The 14,380-nt window shown below is 64.7% G+C and carries 11 protein-coding genes and 1 pseudogene; 6 read left to right on the top strand and 6 right to left on the bottom strand.

Going from position 1 to position 14,380, the window contains the following annotated elements; translation table 11 throughout:
- Positions 1 to 142 precede the first annotated feature (142 nt).
- From AU252_RS13275 to AU252_RS23225, 5 genes and pseudogenes are all read left to right on the top strand, one after another.
- Positions 143 to 1,477, top strand: coding sequence for a cytochrome P450 (locus tag AU252_RS13275; RefSeq protein ID WP_058931134.1), 1,335 nt, complete (start codon positions 143 to 145; stop codon positions 1,475 to 1,477).
- Positions 1,470 to 2,444 (top strand): hypothetical protein, encoded by a 975-nt coding sequence (locus tag AU252_RS13270; RefSeq protein ID WP_058931133.1) that lies wholly within the window; start codon positions 1,470 to 1,472, stop codon positions 2,442 to 2,444. The genes AU252_RS13275 and AU252_RS13270 overlap by 8 nt, the downstream gene beginning before the upstream one ends.
- A gap of 56 nt (positions 2,445 to 2,500) precedes the next feature.
- Positions 2,501 to 3,493, top strand: coding sequence for a PDR/VanB family oxidoreductase (locus AU252_RS13265; protein WP_058931132.1), 993 nt, complete (start codon positions 2,501 to 2,503; stop codon positions 3,491 to 3,493).
- A 185-nt stretch (positions 3,494 to 3,678) separates the two neighbouring features.
- Entirely contained in the window at positions 3,679 to 4,590 is a 912-nt protein-coding gene (locus AU252_RS13260) for an alpha/beta fold hydrolase (protein WP_058931131.1), read from the top strand.
- A gap of 159 nt (positions 4,591 to 4,749) precedes the next feature.
- Positions 4,750 to 4,878 (top strand): annotated as a pseudogene (locus AU252_RS23225) (tryptophan-rich sensory protein); the annotation flags it as partial.
- A gap of 195 nt (positions 4,879 to 5,073) precedes the next feature.
- On the opposite strand, the gene AU252_RS13250 reads toward AU252_RS23225, so the two are convergent.
- The 6 genes from AU252_RS13250 to AU252_RS13225 all read right to left on the bottom strand — a co-directional run bounded on the left by AU252_RS13250 (position 5,074) and on the right by AU252_RS13225 (position 12,732).
- Positions 5,074 to 6,363 (bottom strand): MFS transporter, encoded by a 1,290-nt coding sequence (locus tag AU252_RS13250; RefSeq protein ID WP_058932928.1) that lies wholly within the window; start codon positions 6,361 to 6,363, stop codon positions 5,074 to 5,076.
- Between the two features lie 5 nt (positions 6,364 to 6,368).
- A complete protein-coding gene (locus AU252_RS13245; protein WP_058931129.1) occupies positions 6,369 to 7,454 on the bottom strand; it encodes a sugar phosphate isomerase/epimerase family protein in 1,086 nt (361 codons plus the stop codon).
- 111 nt (positions 7,455 to 7,565) lie between these two features.
- Complete coding sequence (locus AU252_RS13240; protein WP_058931128.1) at positions 7,566 to 9,062, bottom strand: PLP-dependent aminotransferase family protein; 1,497 nt, start codon at positions 9,060 to 9,062, stop codon at positions 7,566 to 7,568.
- 126 nt (positions 9,063 to 9,188) lie between these two features.
- A complete protein-coding gene (locus AU252_RS13235; RefSeq protein WP_058931127.1) occupies positions 9,189 to 9,971 on the bottom strand; it encodes a GOLPH3/VPS74 family protein in 783 nt (260 codons plus the stop codon).
- A 135-nt stretch (positions 9,972 to 10,106) separates the two neighbouring features.
- Complete coding sequence (locus tag AU252_RS13230) at positions 10,107 to 11,753, bottom strand: serine hydrolase (RefSeq protein ID WP_058931126.1); 1,647 nt, start codon at positions 11,751 to 11,753, stop codon at positions 10,107 to 10,109.
- 217 nt (positions 11,754 to 11,970) lie between these two features.
- Positions 11,971 to 12,732 carry a FadR/GntR family transcriptional regulator gene (locus AU252_RS13225; RefSeq protein ID WP_058931125.1) on the bottom strand — a complete coding sequence of 254 codons (762 nt, stop codon included), beginning with the start codon at positions 12,730 to 12,732 and terminating at the stop codon, positions 11,971 to 11,973.
- Between the two features lie 208 nt (positions 12,733 to 12,940).
- Between AU252_RS13225 and eat the strand changes: the two genes are divergently transcribed.
- The gene (eat, locus tag AU252_RS13220) at positions 12,941 to 14,377 is read left to right on the top strand and encodes an ethanolamine permease (RefSeq protein ID WP_058931124.1); all 1,437 of its coding nucleotides are present in this window, start codon (positions 12,941 to 12,943) and stop codon (positions 14,375 to 14,377) included.
- Positions 14,378 to 14,380: the final 3 nt, after the last annotated feature.

Below are 14,380 nucleotides of genomic sequence, written 5' to 3'. Positions count from 1 at the left end.
CTCCGCCGGGTTTGTCAGGACATCCCTTGACGAAAAACTGGCACGTGCTAGTCTTTAGGAAATTCCGCTCAGATCCTCCTTCCCACACGGGCTGAGGTCTCGTTCTCCCATCCACGCAAACCCCCGAAAGCAGGGCCTACCAATGTCGCTAGCCACTGATCCGAACACCACCGACATCCAGCAATGCCCGTTCAGCGGCGCCGCCCTCGCCGGCGAAGAAGCACGTATGCCGGACCCTGTCGCGGCGCCCGGGATGGGCCCGAAGCCCGCTCTGGAGACAGATCCCGGCGTCTTCTACGATCCGCTCTCCTACGCCGCTTATGACCATCCCTATGAGCTGTACAAAATCCTGCGGGACAAGGCGCCGGTCTACTACAACGAGCGCCGCGATCTGTACGTCGTCTCGCGTTATACCGATGTCCAGGCAGGCCTGCGAAACCACGGGCAGCTTTCCAGCGCCCTGGGCAACGACATGGACGGTACCCATGCGTCCTACGGGGCGGGCAATCTGATCATGGTGGACGCTCCCCGGCACACGTCGCTGCGATCGGCCGTCCGCCGCGTCTTTGTCGGACGCGAGATCCTGGCAAAGGAAGATGGCATCAGGGCACTGGCCCGCCACCTGATCACGGAACTCCGCGAGAACGGCGGCGGAGATTTTGCCACTGAGGTGGCGCTTCCGTTGGCTATCGGTGCGGCGACGAAAATGATCGGCATGGCCGTTGAGGACAGCGGAATGCTGCAGGAACATCTCCTGCGCTCCATGGTGCGGACGGTGGGCGAGTTCGGCGTGCCGGACGATGCCGCCGTCTCCAACCAGGAAGCCGAAGAGCACCTCGCGGACGTGTTTGGGAAGCGGAGCGAGGAGGTCGAAGCCGGCGGCACCGCCACAGGGTCGGATGCCATCGCCCAGATCATCCTCGGCATGCACGCCGGGAAAGTGGAGCCGGATGAACAGGTGGGCCTCGCCCATCTGATCCTGTCGGCAGCCATCGACGCCCCCGCCGCCCTCCTCACCAACCTTGTGGCAACCCTCGACAAGTTCCCGGCCTTCCAGCGCTGCCTTGCGGAGGACCCGGCCGCCATTCCGGCCTTTGTGGAGGAGACACTCCGCTTCGACACCCCCGGCCAGAACCTCTGCCGGCAGACCACCGCCGAGATCACCATCGCCGGCGTGACCATACCGGCGGACTCCCGGGTGATGTTCCTGCTGGGCTCCGCCAACCGGGACGAAAGGGCCTTCCAGAACCCGGACTTCTTTGATATCAGCCGCGAGTTGACGCCGGAGAACCGCATCATGACCTTCGGCGACGGTATCCACGCCTGCCTGGGCGCACCCCTGGCCCGGCTTGCCGGGCGCGTCCTCGTGGAGACTCTCCTCGAAGGCCCTGAGATCCGCGTGGTCGGGCTGCCTGAGCGCTGGGCCAAGCAAATGGTCCGCGGCTTCGCAAAGCTTCCGGTGAAGTTCGTTGACTGAGGTCAGCGGCTGGGAGGACCTCTCCGGCCTCCTGCCGGAGTCACGCGGCTGGATGCACTCCGGTGTCGCCGTGCTCAGCGACGGCAGAGTCCTCTGCGCCCACCCGGAAGGCCGCGACCTGTTGGTTATCGACCCTTCAGGTCGCGCCGAAACCATACCAACGTCCCTGACCGAAATGCACAGCATTTTCACCTGCGAACGCGACGGCGAGGAAGTCATCGCGGTGGCCGATCCCGGGCACCGCTTCGTCGAGGATCCCGCCGACGCATCGGCCTACGCCGATCACTTCTCGCCCGGGCGGGCAGTGATCCTGAACAGGGACGGAAGCGTCCTCCTCGAACTGGAATGCCCTCCACTGTTGGACTATGCACTCGAGTCGTGGCGCCCGACGTCGATCGCCGTCGACGACTCCCGATACACCGGTAGCGGTGACATCTGGGTAGCCGACGGGTACGGCGCCAGCCTGGTGCACCGTTTCGACGCCTCGGGCCACTACCTCGGAACGCGGGACGGGGCAGAAACGGGCACCGCCTTCGCCTGCCCTCACGGGATAGTGCTGCGGACCCACCATGGGCGCCTCGAAATCTACGTGGCGGACCGCACCAATCGCCGGATCGTGGTCATGGACCGGAACGGAATGCAGTCGCGGATCCTGGGCGAAGGAGTCCTGGACAGCCCGTCCTCGCTCGTTCTCGTCGGAGACCGGATCTACGTCACCGAGCTCTTCGGCGGAGTCGCGAGGTTCGATGGCGATGCGTTCACCCGCGTCCTGGAACAGACGCGGCCCCGGTCGAACGAGGACGATGCCTGGCCCAACCGCCGCACTCCCGGGGGCCTGGACGGACCGGTTGTGGACCCGGGGTTCTTCAACAGCCCCCACGGAATCGCTGCTGACGGTCACTGGCTCTACGTCACCGAGTGGTTCATCGGCGGGCGGCTCAGCCGCCTGTCACTCACGCAGTACTAGAACACACTTCCCCTCACCGCATCCCACGCGACGACCTTCAGATTGAGAGCAGGACCATGAGCACAACAGAGACCATCTCCGGGCCGATTTCGGACCTCACCCTCGAAGAGGCCCATTTCGTTGCCCGCGTCGCAGCGAAGACACACGCAGCCGACGACGTCGTACTCCTCACGCTCCAGCACCAGGACGGCGAAGACCTTCCGCCGTGGCGACCCGGCGCCCATATCGACCTGGTTCTTTCGAACGGCCTGACGCGGCAATACTCCCTCTGCGGCAATTCGGAAGATCGGAGCAGCTACGTTGTGGGTGTCCTCAATGCACCCAACAGCCGCGGCGGCTCACAGTTCGTTCACGAGGCGCTGGCTGCCGGCGATTCGGTGACTGTCCGCGGTCCGCGGAACCACTTCCGGCTGGTCGATGCCCCCAACTACCTGTTCGTCGCCGGTGGTATCGGCATCACCCCTATTGCCGCGATGATCCGTGAAGTACAGGAGCAGGGAAAGCCTTGGACCCTCGTCTACGGCGGCCGGACACTTTCCTCCATGGCCTTCAGGGATGAGCTGACAGCCCACGGCACCCGAACCACGCTGTGGCCCCAGGACCAGAAGGGGATCATCGATCTGCCCACGGCCTTGGGCTCCCCGGACAGCCACACAGCCGTCTACACCTGCGGTCCGGAGCCGCTCCTGGCCGCCGTCGAGGCAATCTGTGCCGAGAAATGGCCCTCCGGGTCCCTGCACCTGGAACGGTTCACGGCAAAGAAGGTGGACACCGCGCACGATGTGGCGTTCGAAATCGAACTGGCAACGAGCGGCGTACGGCTGACCGTCCCGGCGGAAAAATCGGTCCTGCGCGTTCTCGAAGAAGCCGGCACACGCATCCTTTCCTCCTGCGGCGAAGGGACCTGCGGTACCTGCGAAACCACGGTCATCGAGGGAACTATCGACCACCGCGACTCCGTCCTCACCCACGAAGAAAAAACCGAAAACAGCTGCATGATGGTCTGCGTCTCCCGCGCCACATGCCCCGTCCTGGTGCTGGACCTCTAACCTTCCCGCGGCCCAGTTAAGCGGACGACGGCGGGACCTCCCGCCGTCGTCCGCTTCCGTTTGGTGCCTCACCAGGCAGCTGTGCTCCGCACATCCGGTCCGGTAACGCCGCGGCTCCGAATCCTTGGTAGAGATCACCAGTGTTAGAGATCAACAGCAGTAGAGATCACCAGAGGAAGGCGGGCATGAGCGTTCGGCAGGAATCCGCGACGTGGGCGGGCACGCTGCGGCGGCACACCATTCCAACCGGGCTGGGCCCGTGCACGGTGCGTGTCCAACAGGGCACCGGGTCTCCGGGGTCCGGCACAGTGGAGGTGTATCTTCACGGCGCCGCGGGATCCTGGACCACCTTCCAGCCGCTGCTGTCCGAAGCATCGCCCCGCGATCGTGTCCTGATTGATCTGCCGGGCTGGGGCGAATCCACCAAGGGCGCCCGGCTGGAACACTTCCGCATCGAGGCGATGGCACGCGCCGTCACCGAGGTGCTGACCTTGCTCGGCTACCCGCGATGGAACCTCGTGGGCCACTCCATGGGAGGCTTCCTGGCGTTGCATATTGCCGCGGCGTGGCCGGAGCGGACCGCCAGCGTTGCCGCCATTTCGGCCACGACATTCGGCGTGTCTGAGGCCGCCCACAAGCCACTGCGCAGCCTGTCTAGGTTCCCGGCGTTTGTCGGCATGAGGCTGCTGATGCGCTCACTGGCGGCCCTGGGTCCGGCAGGGCTGGCCCTGGTCCGTGCAGTCGGCGCCACCCCCGTGATGGGACCGTTGACGTCACCGCTGTTCGCCGATCCCGCAGGCATGTCCGCAGGGGTGATCCGCGGGCTCGGCCGCGACGCCCGTCCGGCCAGCTTCTCCGCGGCCGCCCGGGCAGTGGCGAACTACGACTTTGACCAGTGGCGCGGCATCCGCTGCCCCGTGCTGGCGACCCGCGGGGACGCTGACGTGTTCACGTCTCTCTCCGACCTGGACCGGCTGGCCGCGATGGTGCCGAACGCGCAGACTGTGACGATCCCGCGCTGCGGCCACTTCGCCAACGTCGAGCAGCCGGAACACGTGCGACTACTACTCGAGGACCTGTGGACGGACGCGCAGTAGTCCGCCTTCCCGGTGATCGCCGAGAGTTCCCGCCGTATTCCCGGCAGAAATTTATGGCCAGGCCGTCGCGGTTTGACGAACGGGCCCCTGACTGTCCACAGTGAGTCAGTGTTCGCCAACGTTGAACAAGCCCTCCCGCGCCGCGCGGGAGCCCACGCCGTGGTGGCGACGTTCACCGTGCTCTACTTCGGACCCATCAGCAGGACTGCCGGGTTGCTGATGCTGCCCTATGTTTCGTGGCTCATTTTCTCGGCAAGTCTGAACCTGTATGCGGCCCTGAATAACTAGGGGCATCACAGGCCGCACCAACGGACGACGGCGGGACGTCCCGCCGTCGTCCGCTTCCGTCTGGTCCCTACAGGCTGAAGGGCGCCGTTACGGCGGGTGAACCGGGTCGGTCCAATGCCCCTCGCCGAACGACCTCACGACGGAAACCCCCGGGAGATCCCGGGGGTTCCGTCGTCGTCCGCGTCGGGTAAACGATCAGACCTCGGCCACTGCCCGTCGGGCCCGGGCGGCCCGCACGAGCCCGCTGGACACGATCGCTCCCACGAGCGCGAGCGCCGCGAGCACGATGAACACGATGTGGTAGCCACCGGCTCCCGGATTCGCATCGAGGATTGCCCCGTAGACGATGAACGCGAACATCCCGGGGGCATAGCCGACCAGGCAGGCGATTCCGAAGGCGGTGCCGCTGGTCTCCTCCGGGATCCCCACTTCGTCCATCGGCGCCCAGAACACACCCCGCATGGTGAAGACGATCAGCGAGAACAGCAGGGTCACGATCATGGCCGGGATCTGGCTGCTCGGATCGGCCGGGAGGAGCAGCAGCACCGCCACCACCGGGATCAGGCACAGGAACGCCAGCCGGATGTACCGGCTCGCACCCTTGAACACCTTGTCCGCGAGAACTCCGCCGAGCGGGCCGCCGAGGATCTTCAGGCCGTACTGGTTGATGATGCCGTAGGCGCCCACCAGTGCGACGGGCAGCCCGTAGATGTAAGTCAGATAGGGGATGAAGTAGGTCAAACCGCAATACACGACGTACACCATGAACACGGTGAAGCTCACCCACCACAGCTGGGGCAACTTCGCCGCGCGCCAGATCTCGCCGAGGCCGGCCTTCTGCTTCGTCTGGGCGGGACGCTCGCTCGCCTGCTCGCTGGTCTGAGTGCGAAGCAGCAGGAACAGCAGCACGCCGACGACGACGTCGATGATGGCGTAGAAGGCGACGGCCGCGCGGAATCCGCCGGTCCCCGAACCGAGCAGGACGAAGATTCCCAGTGCGGAGAACGCCACGGCGGTGTCGACGACACCGCGACCGCCCTCGAGCAGGCCGAAGAGCCGCCCTTGTTCCTTCGAACCGCCAAGCTGCCGGATGCTCTTGAGCAACGCGGGCCAGACTAGGCAGTCCGAGCACACGGCGAGCAGCGCGAACACCAGGAGGAGCGTGCCGAAACCCGGGAAGGTGCTCAGGAACAGGCCCAGCGCTCCGGTGCCGACCAGGCCAAGAGGGATGAGGATCCGGGTGGAGAACCGATCGGCGAGGTAACCGCCGACGATGAAGAGCACCGTCGCGACGATCGAGTTGACGCTCAGGAGCGTACCGATCTCGGTGTGGCTGAGGCCCATGGCCTCCTGCATGGGGACGTAGAACGCGTCCTTGAGGTTGGCGAGCTTGTAGATCGTGCCGCCGGCCATAACGAGCAGAGCGAAGCGGATCCATTTGCTCCAGTCGACTGGTTTCGTGGCCTTCTCGGCGGTTTTAGCCATCGTGGTCATCGTGCACCTGCCATAGAGTTCGTTGTGTCGAGCTGCGATACGGCGATGTCGCGCAGCGAGGTGAGCAGATCCTTCACATAGGCCACCTGGTGGTCGGCCCAGCCTGGTTCTGCAGCGAGCAGTTCATCCCGGGTCCATCCGGCCGGGATGCCGGTGGTGCTCAGATCCCGGTACGGGATGAACGGGTCCTCGCCTTCGCCGGCGTGGCGGAAGGCGGGAGCGTAGTAGAGGTTTTCCTGTTCGAGAGCCAGGGCGATGACCTGGGGCTTGTCCTCACCGAGCATCAGGAGTTCGAAGAGCATCCGTGCACCGGGCAGGTCGTCCTCAGGACTTCCCTGCAGCACACCGCGGTGACCGTATCCGTCCCCCTCGGGGAGAACATCCACCCCTTTCAGGTGCGCCTGCAGGATGTGCGGGGCGAGCGAGGACAGGGCATCCATGGGGCGCTCACAGGCATTAATCATGTTCCCGAAATCGAACATGGCGTGCAGGCGCGGATGAGAGACCCGGCGCAGCAACTCGGCGACCTCGGTGGAGCGCAGTTCCTCGTGCTGCTCGAAGGAGAAGTGCAGATCGTGCTCATCTGCGAGCGCGGCGAGCCGGCGCAGGTCCTGCTCGATCAGTGTCATAACCTCGGAGAGCGTGCCCTCGAAACGCGAGTAGACGCGGATGTGCTGGACACCGAGGACGCCAGCGATCCGGACCACCTCGTCCACATCCGCGCGCAGGGTGGTGCTGATTTCGAGGTGGATGCTCAGACCCAGGCGGCGGGCGCGACCGGCGAAATCGCCCAGCCTGTCGTCGCTCATCCGGCCCAGGCTCCGCTCCTCGCCGTCGAGGAGGTGGATGCATGCGCCGGCCAGGCCGTGCCGGTGCGCGAAGTCGAGCACATCAGCGGGCCCGTACCCGCCGTAGGTCAGGTTGCCGAGGAGGGCGTAGGCGTGGGCGAACAGAGGGGCACGGTCGATCCGGTCGATCAGGGTCCGGGCGAGCTCGTCAGTGAGGCGGGGCAGGGACTCCATTTCCTCGTCGTTGAGGCGGGGTCTCAGGAGCGCCTGGAATCGGGCGTCGGCTGGGGGCATCGTGGGCTCCTCGGGAGGCATATCTGGAGTGTTGGCGAATGTCACTCCTCATTTGTACGCCGTTAATGGATTTCGAAAAAGATCCATTATGCACTCAGCCGTTAAGTCCATTCAGGAACCTGCGGTGGTGCGCTCCCATCGGTCCCACGCGGCGGCCATCCTGCCGACGGCCTGCGGCATGTGCTCCGCCGCGGTGCCGGCGAACCCGATCAGGAGTGCCGGGGGAAGCTGTCGGGTGAGCTTGTACTCGCCGAGGGGGTAGGTGTAAACCCCGCCCGCGGCCAGTCCCCGCGCTACCTCGATGTCGTCGACCGGTTCACGGAGCCAGCCCATGACGTGCAGGCCCGCGTCTACCGGGCCGGCTTGGACCCTGTGGCTCATCTGCTGATCGATCGCGTCGAGCAGGGCGTCCTGGCGTGCCGCATAGAGACGCCGGGTCCGGCGCAGATGGGAGTGTAAGTGTCCTTCCGCCAGGAAGTCCGTGAGTGCCAGCTGGAGCACCATCGCGGGCGGGCGTCCGATGACCGACGATGCGGATGCGAACGGCTCCACCAGGTCCTCCGGCAGCACGCAGTATCCGAGGCGGATCGATGGCGCGAGCACCTTGCTGAAGGAGCCCACGGTGATCACTTGCCTGCTCAGATCGAGCCCGAACAGCGTGGGAAGGAGTTTCCCGCGGTAGCGCAGCTCGCTGTCGCAGTCGTCCTCGACAATCCAGCTCCCGTTTCGCTGCGCCCAGGCGATCCACTCCGCCCTCCGCGCCGGGCTCATCGCGATGCCGAGCGGATGATGCCGCGCGGGAGTCAGACAGGCCAGACGGGCCGGGGGCGCGCCGTCGTGCTCGTCCGGGAGGACCGCTCCCTCGTTGTCGACCGGGACGCCTCGGACAGGACAGCCCTGGGACTGGAAGGCGAGCCGTCCGGAGATGTGCCCCGGGTCCTCAACGACGACGGGGTCGCCGGCGTCGAGCAGGAGAACCGCCAGCACGTTGAACGCCTGTTGCGCGCCGGAGGTGACGACGATCTGGTCCGCTGTGCACCCCAGGCCCCTTACATCGTTGACGTAGTCCGCGATCGCTTCCCGCAGTGGGCGATGGCCGTGCGGATCGCTGTACCCGATCGCAAGCGGATCGGTGCGTCCGGCATGGCGTCCCAGCAGGCGCTTCCACGTCGCCGCGGGGAAAGCCGAGGACGCAACCTGGCTGGCGACGAACGATTCCGTCTCGGCCGGCGCCCACACGTGCGGCGCCTCGCTGAACAGGTCGGTGCCCCGCGACGAGGTGGCGGCTCCGCGTTCGGACAGCGGCGGCCGGGACATCGGCCGCTGCGGGGCGGCATCGCTCCACAGGGTGTCGACGTACGTGCCGTCTCCCGCGCGTGAGCGCAGGAAACCCTCGGCGGTGAGTTGCTCGAACGCGGACACGACGGTGATCCGCGAGACTCCCAACTCGGTGACCAGTGTGCGGGTCGAGGGCAAGCGGGTTCCGGTCGGCAGCGTACCCGTCAGGATCTGTGTGCGCAGTTGCGCGTACAGCTGCTGGTGCAGGGGCTGCGCCGCGGCGCGGTCCAGCTCAAGTCCGGCCAGCAGACGCCCACCAGCGCTCTTCACTCCGCGAACCGCGGAACTGATTTCACCATGGCCCCATTTTACGGGCCCGGTTTCATCAACACAGCTGAGATAAATACGTCCGGTACAGCGCCATGTCCATCAGGTGTGCCGGCGCGGTTTCAGGCGCTACAGGTTTGCGGCTTCTTGCTCCGCCAGTCTGATCATACGAAGCTCGTCCTCCACCGCGCGGGACGGCCAATAGTCCTTCGACAGCTCAGTTGCCCGGGTCAGATCTGCCGCCGGGAAGAGCTTGCCAAGCATTCCGGCCGCCTGAAGCAGGGCGATCAGCACTATGGTCCTGGCATCTGGCGCCTTCGAATCAGGCTTGGCATCGGGCGCCCCGGCACCAACCTTCGTGGCCTCGGACACCCCCGCACCAGACGCGGCATCACTGGTCCCCGCATCAGAGCCGGCGTCGGTCGCCGTCGTATCCGGAGCCTCAAGTTCGGACGGCGGGCCGCTGAGGGCGGCCTGGATCTTTTCCAGGAGCGCCGCCTCCGGAGCGTGGTCCTTCTCCGGGTACCGCACGGCCCGGAACCGGCCCAGGTGCTTTTCGCCGACATGTTCCACGATGCCCAGCGACGCCATCGCCTCGTAGACACGCTGCACCACGGCGCGGCCCTCCAGCATGCCCACCCACCCCTTGGGAGTGTGGGGCCGGGATTTGCCACGGATGAGTTCCAGCTCGCGCTGGAAGTCTGTTTGCGGGGCGTCGCCGGTCGCCCTGATGCGCTTCCCCTGCAGCTCGATCGCACCGATCAGGTCCAGCTCGGCCAATATTGCCCCTGCCACAGTGGTCCTGAGTGCGAACACCGGCACTTCAGGTTTGCCGTTCATGTCGTTCGTTGCCAGAAGGAGGAAGGCCTGGGGAAGGTTCAGCTCCGCCGCCTTCGGTGTTTCAGCGTCCATACGAACATGGTGGCCCTGTTGGGCGCCCACCACAATGAGGATTTACTAGCGTCGACGGCGCCCTCTGCCCACGTCCTGGGGACGTAAGCGGACGACGGCGGGACGTCCCGCCGTCGTCCGCTGTCGTCCGCTGCCTTACGAGGCCCGCGTGAATGTCCCCAGCCCGGTTCTGTCGTAGAAGTCCAGGGTGACGGTTGGCGAGGAGCCGCTGCCTGCTCCTGCAAACAGCGCACCGGCCAGGCCGTTGGCGTTTTCTCCGATGGATTCGAAGCTGAACGTGTCGCCGTCAAAGTGGGTAAGCGGGAAAGTCGTGGGACTGCCAGATGGTCCCAGTCTCATGGCCAGTTTCCCGCCGTCTTCGAGGACCACAAGCTGGCCATAGTAGGAGTTGTCATAGGTGCCTGTGTAGGCACTGTTTGTCCGGGGAGGAGTGGGGGTAGCCGGGGTCTTGGTGTAGTCGACCTCAGGTTTCTCGGACTCATCGATTTGTTTGAAGACGCCGGCGGTGAATGCCAGCCAATCCACCGTGGGTGTTCCGTGCTGGGCTGCATCCAGAAAGCCAGCGTTGATTGCTTCAGGGATCCCCTGTGGTCGCCCGTTCGTCAGGACTACTATGGCCAGTTGTTCACCCGGAAGCATCGAGACGGCGGTGGCTGCGCCAAGATTAAATGCCCCGGAGTGTCCCAGCTGGACGCGGGCCTGGTCGTCGTAGGAGATGTTCCAGCCCAGGCCGTAGAAACGGGACCGGGCAGCCGGGGCCGATGCCGGGCCGGAGACTATATGGGGAACGTGGGTGGTTTGGAGGGCAGCCGGATCAATAACGGGTTTGCCCTCGTAACTGCCGTTTCCGAGCTGCAGCCGGAGCCATTGGGCAAGGTCCCGCACCGACGAGCTCGCGCCCCCGGCCGGAGCCTGGGGATCGGCGTTGCGGCGGTATTTCGCTGCCCACTCCTTGTTCCCGAGCGGCACGTGAAGGATGGCCTTGTTGGTGGCTTTCTCGTAGTCCGAATGGCGGTAACTGCTGGCGGTCATGCCCAGCTTCCGGAACAGGACCTCATCGGCCAGATCTTCCCAGGTCGTTTTCATCGCGTCGGCTGCTGCCTGGCCGGCTTCTGTGTAGCCGAAATTGCTGTAGTTGTAGCTGGACCGGAACGTATCAAGGGGCTCCTGATGGAGGTGGCCGAGGATGTACGCCCGATCGAATCCGAGGTCCTCCAGCAGATCACCCGAACTCGTTTTCAGCCCACTGCGGTGGGAGAGCAGATCAGCAAAGCTCGCATTCCGCGTGACGTAGTCATCCTTGAGCGCGAAGTTCTTATTGTGTTCAATGACGGCGTCGGTCCAGTTGATGACATGCTGCCCCACCAACCCTGCCACCACTGTGGACGCCAGCGGCTTGGACACAGAAGCCACCTGGAACACCGTGTCAGGACCGATCTCCTCCGGCTTACCGACTTCCCGGACCCCAAAGCCCTTGGAGTACACCACCTCGTCCCGATGCACCACGGCTACGGCCATCCCCGGCAGCCCGGTGCTCTCCATGGCATCCTGGATCAATTCGTCGAGCTTGGCCAAGGCGTTTGTAACTTTCGCCCGGTCCAGCAGTGGTTCGATCTGTCCCGGCGGGGCGGGGAGCAGTGCTGGCGACGCCGATGACGACAGCCGCGCGGGTTCGCCGGTGCAGGAGGACAGGAGGGGTATGGCGGCAATACTGGCCGCCCCAATCCCGGCCGCCTTCAGCAGCGAACGTCGGTTCGGGGAAACAAAACCGGTGCTGTCCATGGACTCTCCCTTGAGCCGTCAGGCGGTGAGCGCTCCGGACCGAGCCGGCCGTCCCGTTTCCATCCATAGTGAACCCGCGAACTGCAGCCAGGCAATGGATGCTGGGGAAATAGGGGGACGGTGTCCAAGGCCGGGCAGGCGGCCGCCTGGGGGGAGGGACGGAAGGCGACGTCGGCTTCGGCCAGCATCGGCCCGTCAGCGGGGAAGCCGTGTCAACTCAACGCTGTGGAGCAGTCGATTGCGGGGAAATCTCAGGCTGGGAATGTCCGAGGAATCCATGTAGCAGCGACGCTGTTCCCTGCAGATGATCTTGCGCCGCCTTGAAGGCTGCCTCATCGTCGCCCCGGAGTATGGCGTCCACGATTTCCTGGTGCTGCCGGTTGGAATGTTCCAGGTTGGGTTGGATAAGAGGTATCCGGTCCAGCAGGTCACTTACCTTTGAGCGGACATCCGCCACCGCGAGCGCAAGGCTTGGCGATCCTGCCACTTCTGCGATCGCCACATGGAATCTTGCGTCCTTCGGCCGGTACAGATTCGCAGGCGCACTGGCCACCTCGGCCAAAGTCCTCAGCAGGTGACCGCGCTGGGCAGGTGATAACGTCGCCCTGGCCGCTAAGGATGCGGCCGCCGGCTCGAGTACGCCGCGAAAGGTTAGGACGTCGTCTACCTCGGCCGGATCGAGTTCCGGGTAGGACCCCGAACCTGCAGGGGGCCGGCTGCACACGTACGTTCCTCCATAGCGGCCGCGCTGAACTTCAACGTATCCGGCCTTCTGCAGCTCGGCCAGGGCGTCCCGCAGGGTGGCGCGCGATACGCCCAGCGTCTCGGCAAGTTCCCGCTCGGCTGGCAGCTTGGTCCCTACACCGAACAGACCGAGTTTGATGTTCTGGAGCAAGCGTTCGATGGTCTCCTCGAAGGCGTTGCCGTGCCGGACCGGGCGGAGAATCGGGGCGGGGTTTCCGAGCAGTTCCTCTTCCATACGCTTATCCTAATCGGTCCAAAAACAGGCCTATGGCAGGGGGCCCGCTGAAGCGGGAAAACCGCCGCACCGGCCGGAAGCACGGTTGAACCGAGGAAAAGTTGCCCGAGATCAAGGAACCCCTTGACCATGCTCGTGATCTGCCACACACTGTAACGAGCTTATGGTCTTATTTCATACCAATAACCTTGGACGATGGGAACTAACAGTGGCATCCTCTGATTCAGCCCAGCTTACCGACGACAAGCGATATCTCCAGCACCGGCAACTGAAACGCGGGGCCGCGGGGTGGATCCTGCTTGCCGGACTCGGAGTTGCATATGTCATCTCCGGCGACTTCGCAGGGTGGAACCTCGGCCTCGCCCAAGGCGGCTGGGGCGGTCTCCTCATCGCCTTTATTCTCATGGGCGTCATGTACACCTGCATGGCTTTCGGACTCGCCGAGCTATCCTCGGCGCTTCCTGCCACAGGCGCCGGATATGGCTTCGCCCGTCGCGCACTGGGCCCCTTGGGCGGATTCGCCACCGGAATGGCCGTGCTCATTGAATACGCCGTTGCGCCGGCTGCGATAGCCATCTTCATTGGCGGCTATGTTGAAGCGCTGGGACTCTTCGGCCTGACCAACTCCTGGCCGGTGTATCTGGTGACCTACGCTGTTTTTGTGGGCATCCATCTCCGCGGAGTGGGAGAGGCTCTCAAGATGATCTTCGGCATCACCGCAGTCGCCGTCGTCGCCCTGGCCGCCGTCGTCGTGGGCCTGATCCCACATTTCAACGCCCAGAACCTCTTTGACATAGTCCCTGACGGCTCGCCCACCTCAAGCGCTTTTCTCCCGATGGGAATCAGCGGCGCCGTCGGTGCACTCGTGTACGGCATCTGGTTCTTCCTTGCAGTCGAAGGGGTTCCCCTGGCCGCTGAGGAGACGGCCAATCCGAAGAAGGACATGCCGCGGGGCATCATGGTCGCCGTTGTGATCCTGGTCGTCTTCGGGGCCCTGATGCTCGTACTCGTTCCGGGCGCCGCAGGGTCAGCCGCAATGAGTAAATCCGATAACCCCCTCCCGGAGGCCCTGCGCCTGGCGTACGGTGGCAACACTTTCCTGGCAGACTTCGTCAACTATGCTGGCCTCGCCGGGCTCGTAGCCAGCTTCTTCTCCATCATTTATGCCTATTCCCGCCAGCTCTTCGCACTGTCCCGGGCAGGGTATCTTCCCAAATGGCTGTCCCTGACAGGCAAACGGCGAACCCCTTATTGGGCACTGATCGTCCCTGGCTCAATCGGCTTTTTGCTGGCGGCAATAACCGGTGACGGCGCACTCCTGATCAACATCGCCGTCTTTGGTGCAACAGTCTCCTATGTCCTCCTGAACCTCTCGCACATTGTGCTGAGGAGGAAGGAACCGGACCTGCCCCGCGGTTACCGGACACCCGGAGGGGTCGCCACCACCTCAATCGCACTGGTCCTTGCTGCGGTCGCGGTCGTCGCAACATTCGTGGTCGACGTATTCGCCGCATCCATAACAGCTGCAATCTTCGGCGCAGCGCTCCTCTACTACTGGTTCTACAGCCGGCACCGCATCGTTGCAGGCGCTCCCGAAGAGGAATTCGCGCAGTTGGCTGCAGCCGAGGCCGAACTCAAGAGCTGACAC

Source organism: Pseudarthrobacter sulfonivorans (genome assembly GCF_001484605.1).
Lineage (GTDB): Bacteria > Actinomycetota > Actinomycetes > Actinomycetales > Micrococcaceae > Arthrobacter > Arthrobacter sulfonivorans_A.
The sequence above is the reverse complement of the archived record's forward strand: the minus strand, read 5'-3'. Positions and strand labels throughout refer to the sequence as shown.

Coding starts and splice junctions, on each gene's coding strand:
- AU252_RS13275 (WP_058931134.1), top strand. CDS start 143: ATGTCGCTAGCCACTGATCCGAACACCACCGACATCCAGCAATGCCCG.
- AU252_RS13265 (WP_058931132.1), top strand. CDS start 2,501: ATGAGCACAACAGAGACCATCTCCGGGCCGATTTCGGACCTCACCCTC.
- AU252_RS13260 (WP_058931131.1), top strand. CDS start 3,679: ATGAGCGTTCGGCAGGAATCCGCGACGTGGGCGGGCACGCTGCGGCGG.
- AU252_RS13250 (WP_058932928.1), bottom strand. CDS start 6,363: ATGGCTAAAACCGCCGAGAAGGCCACGAAACCAGTCGACTGGAGCAAA.
- AU252_RS13245 (WP_058931129.1), bottom strand. CDS start 7,454: ATGCCCCCAGCCGACGCCCGATTCCAGGCGCTCCTGAGACCCCGCCTC.
- AU252_RS13235 (WP_058931127.1), bottom strand. CDS start 9,971: ATGGACGCTGAAACACCGAAGGCGGCGGAGCTGAACCTTCCCCAGGCC.
- AU252_RS13230 (WP_058931126.1), bottom strand. CDS start 11,753: ATGGACAGCACCGGTTTTGTTTCCCCGAACCGACGTTCGCTGCTGAAG.
- AU252_RS13225 (WP_058931125.1), bottom strand. CDS start 12,732: ATGGAAGAGGAACTGCTCGGAAACCCCGCCCCGATTCTCCGCCCGGTC.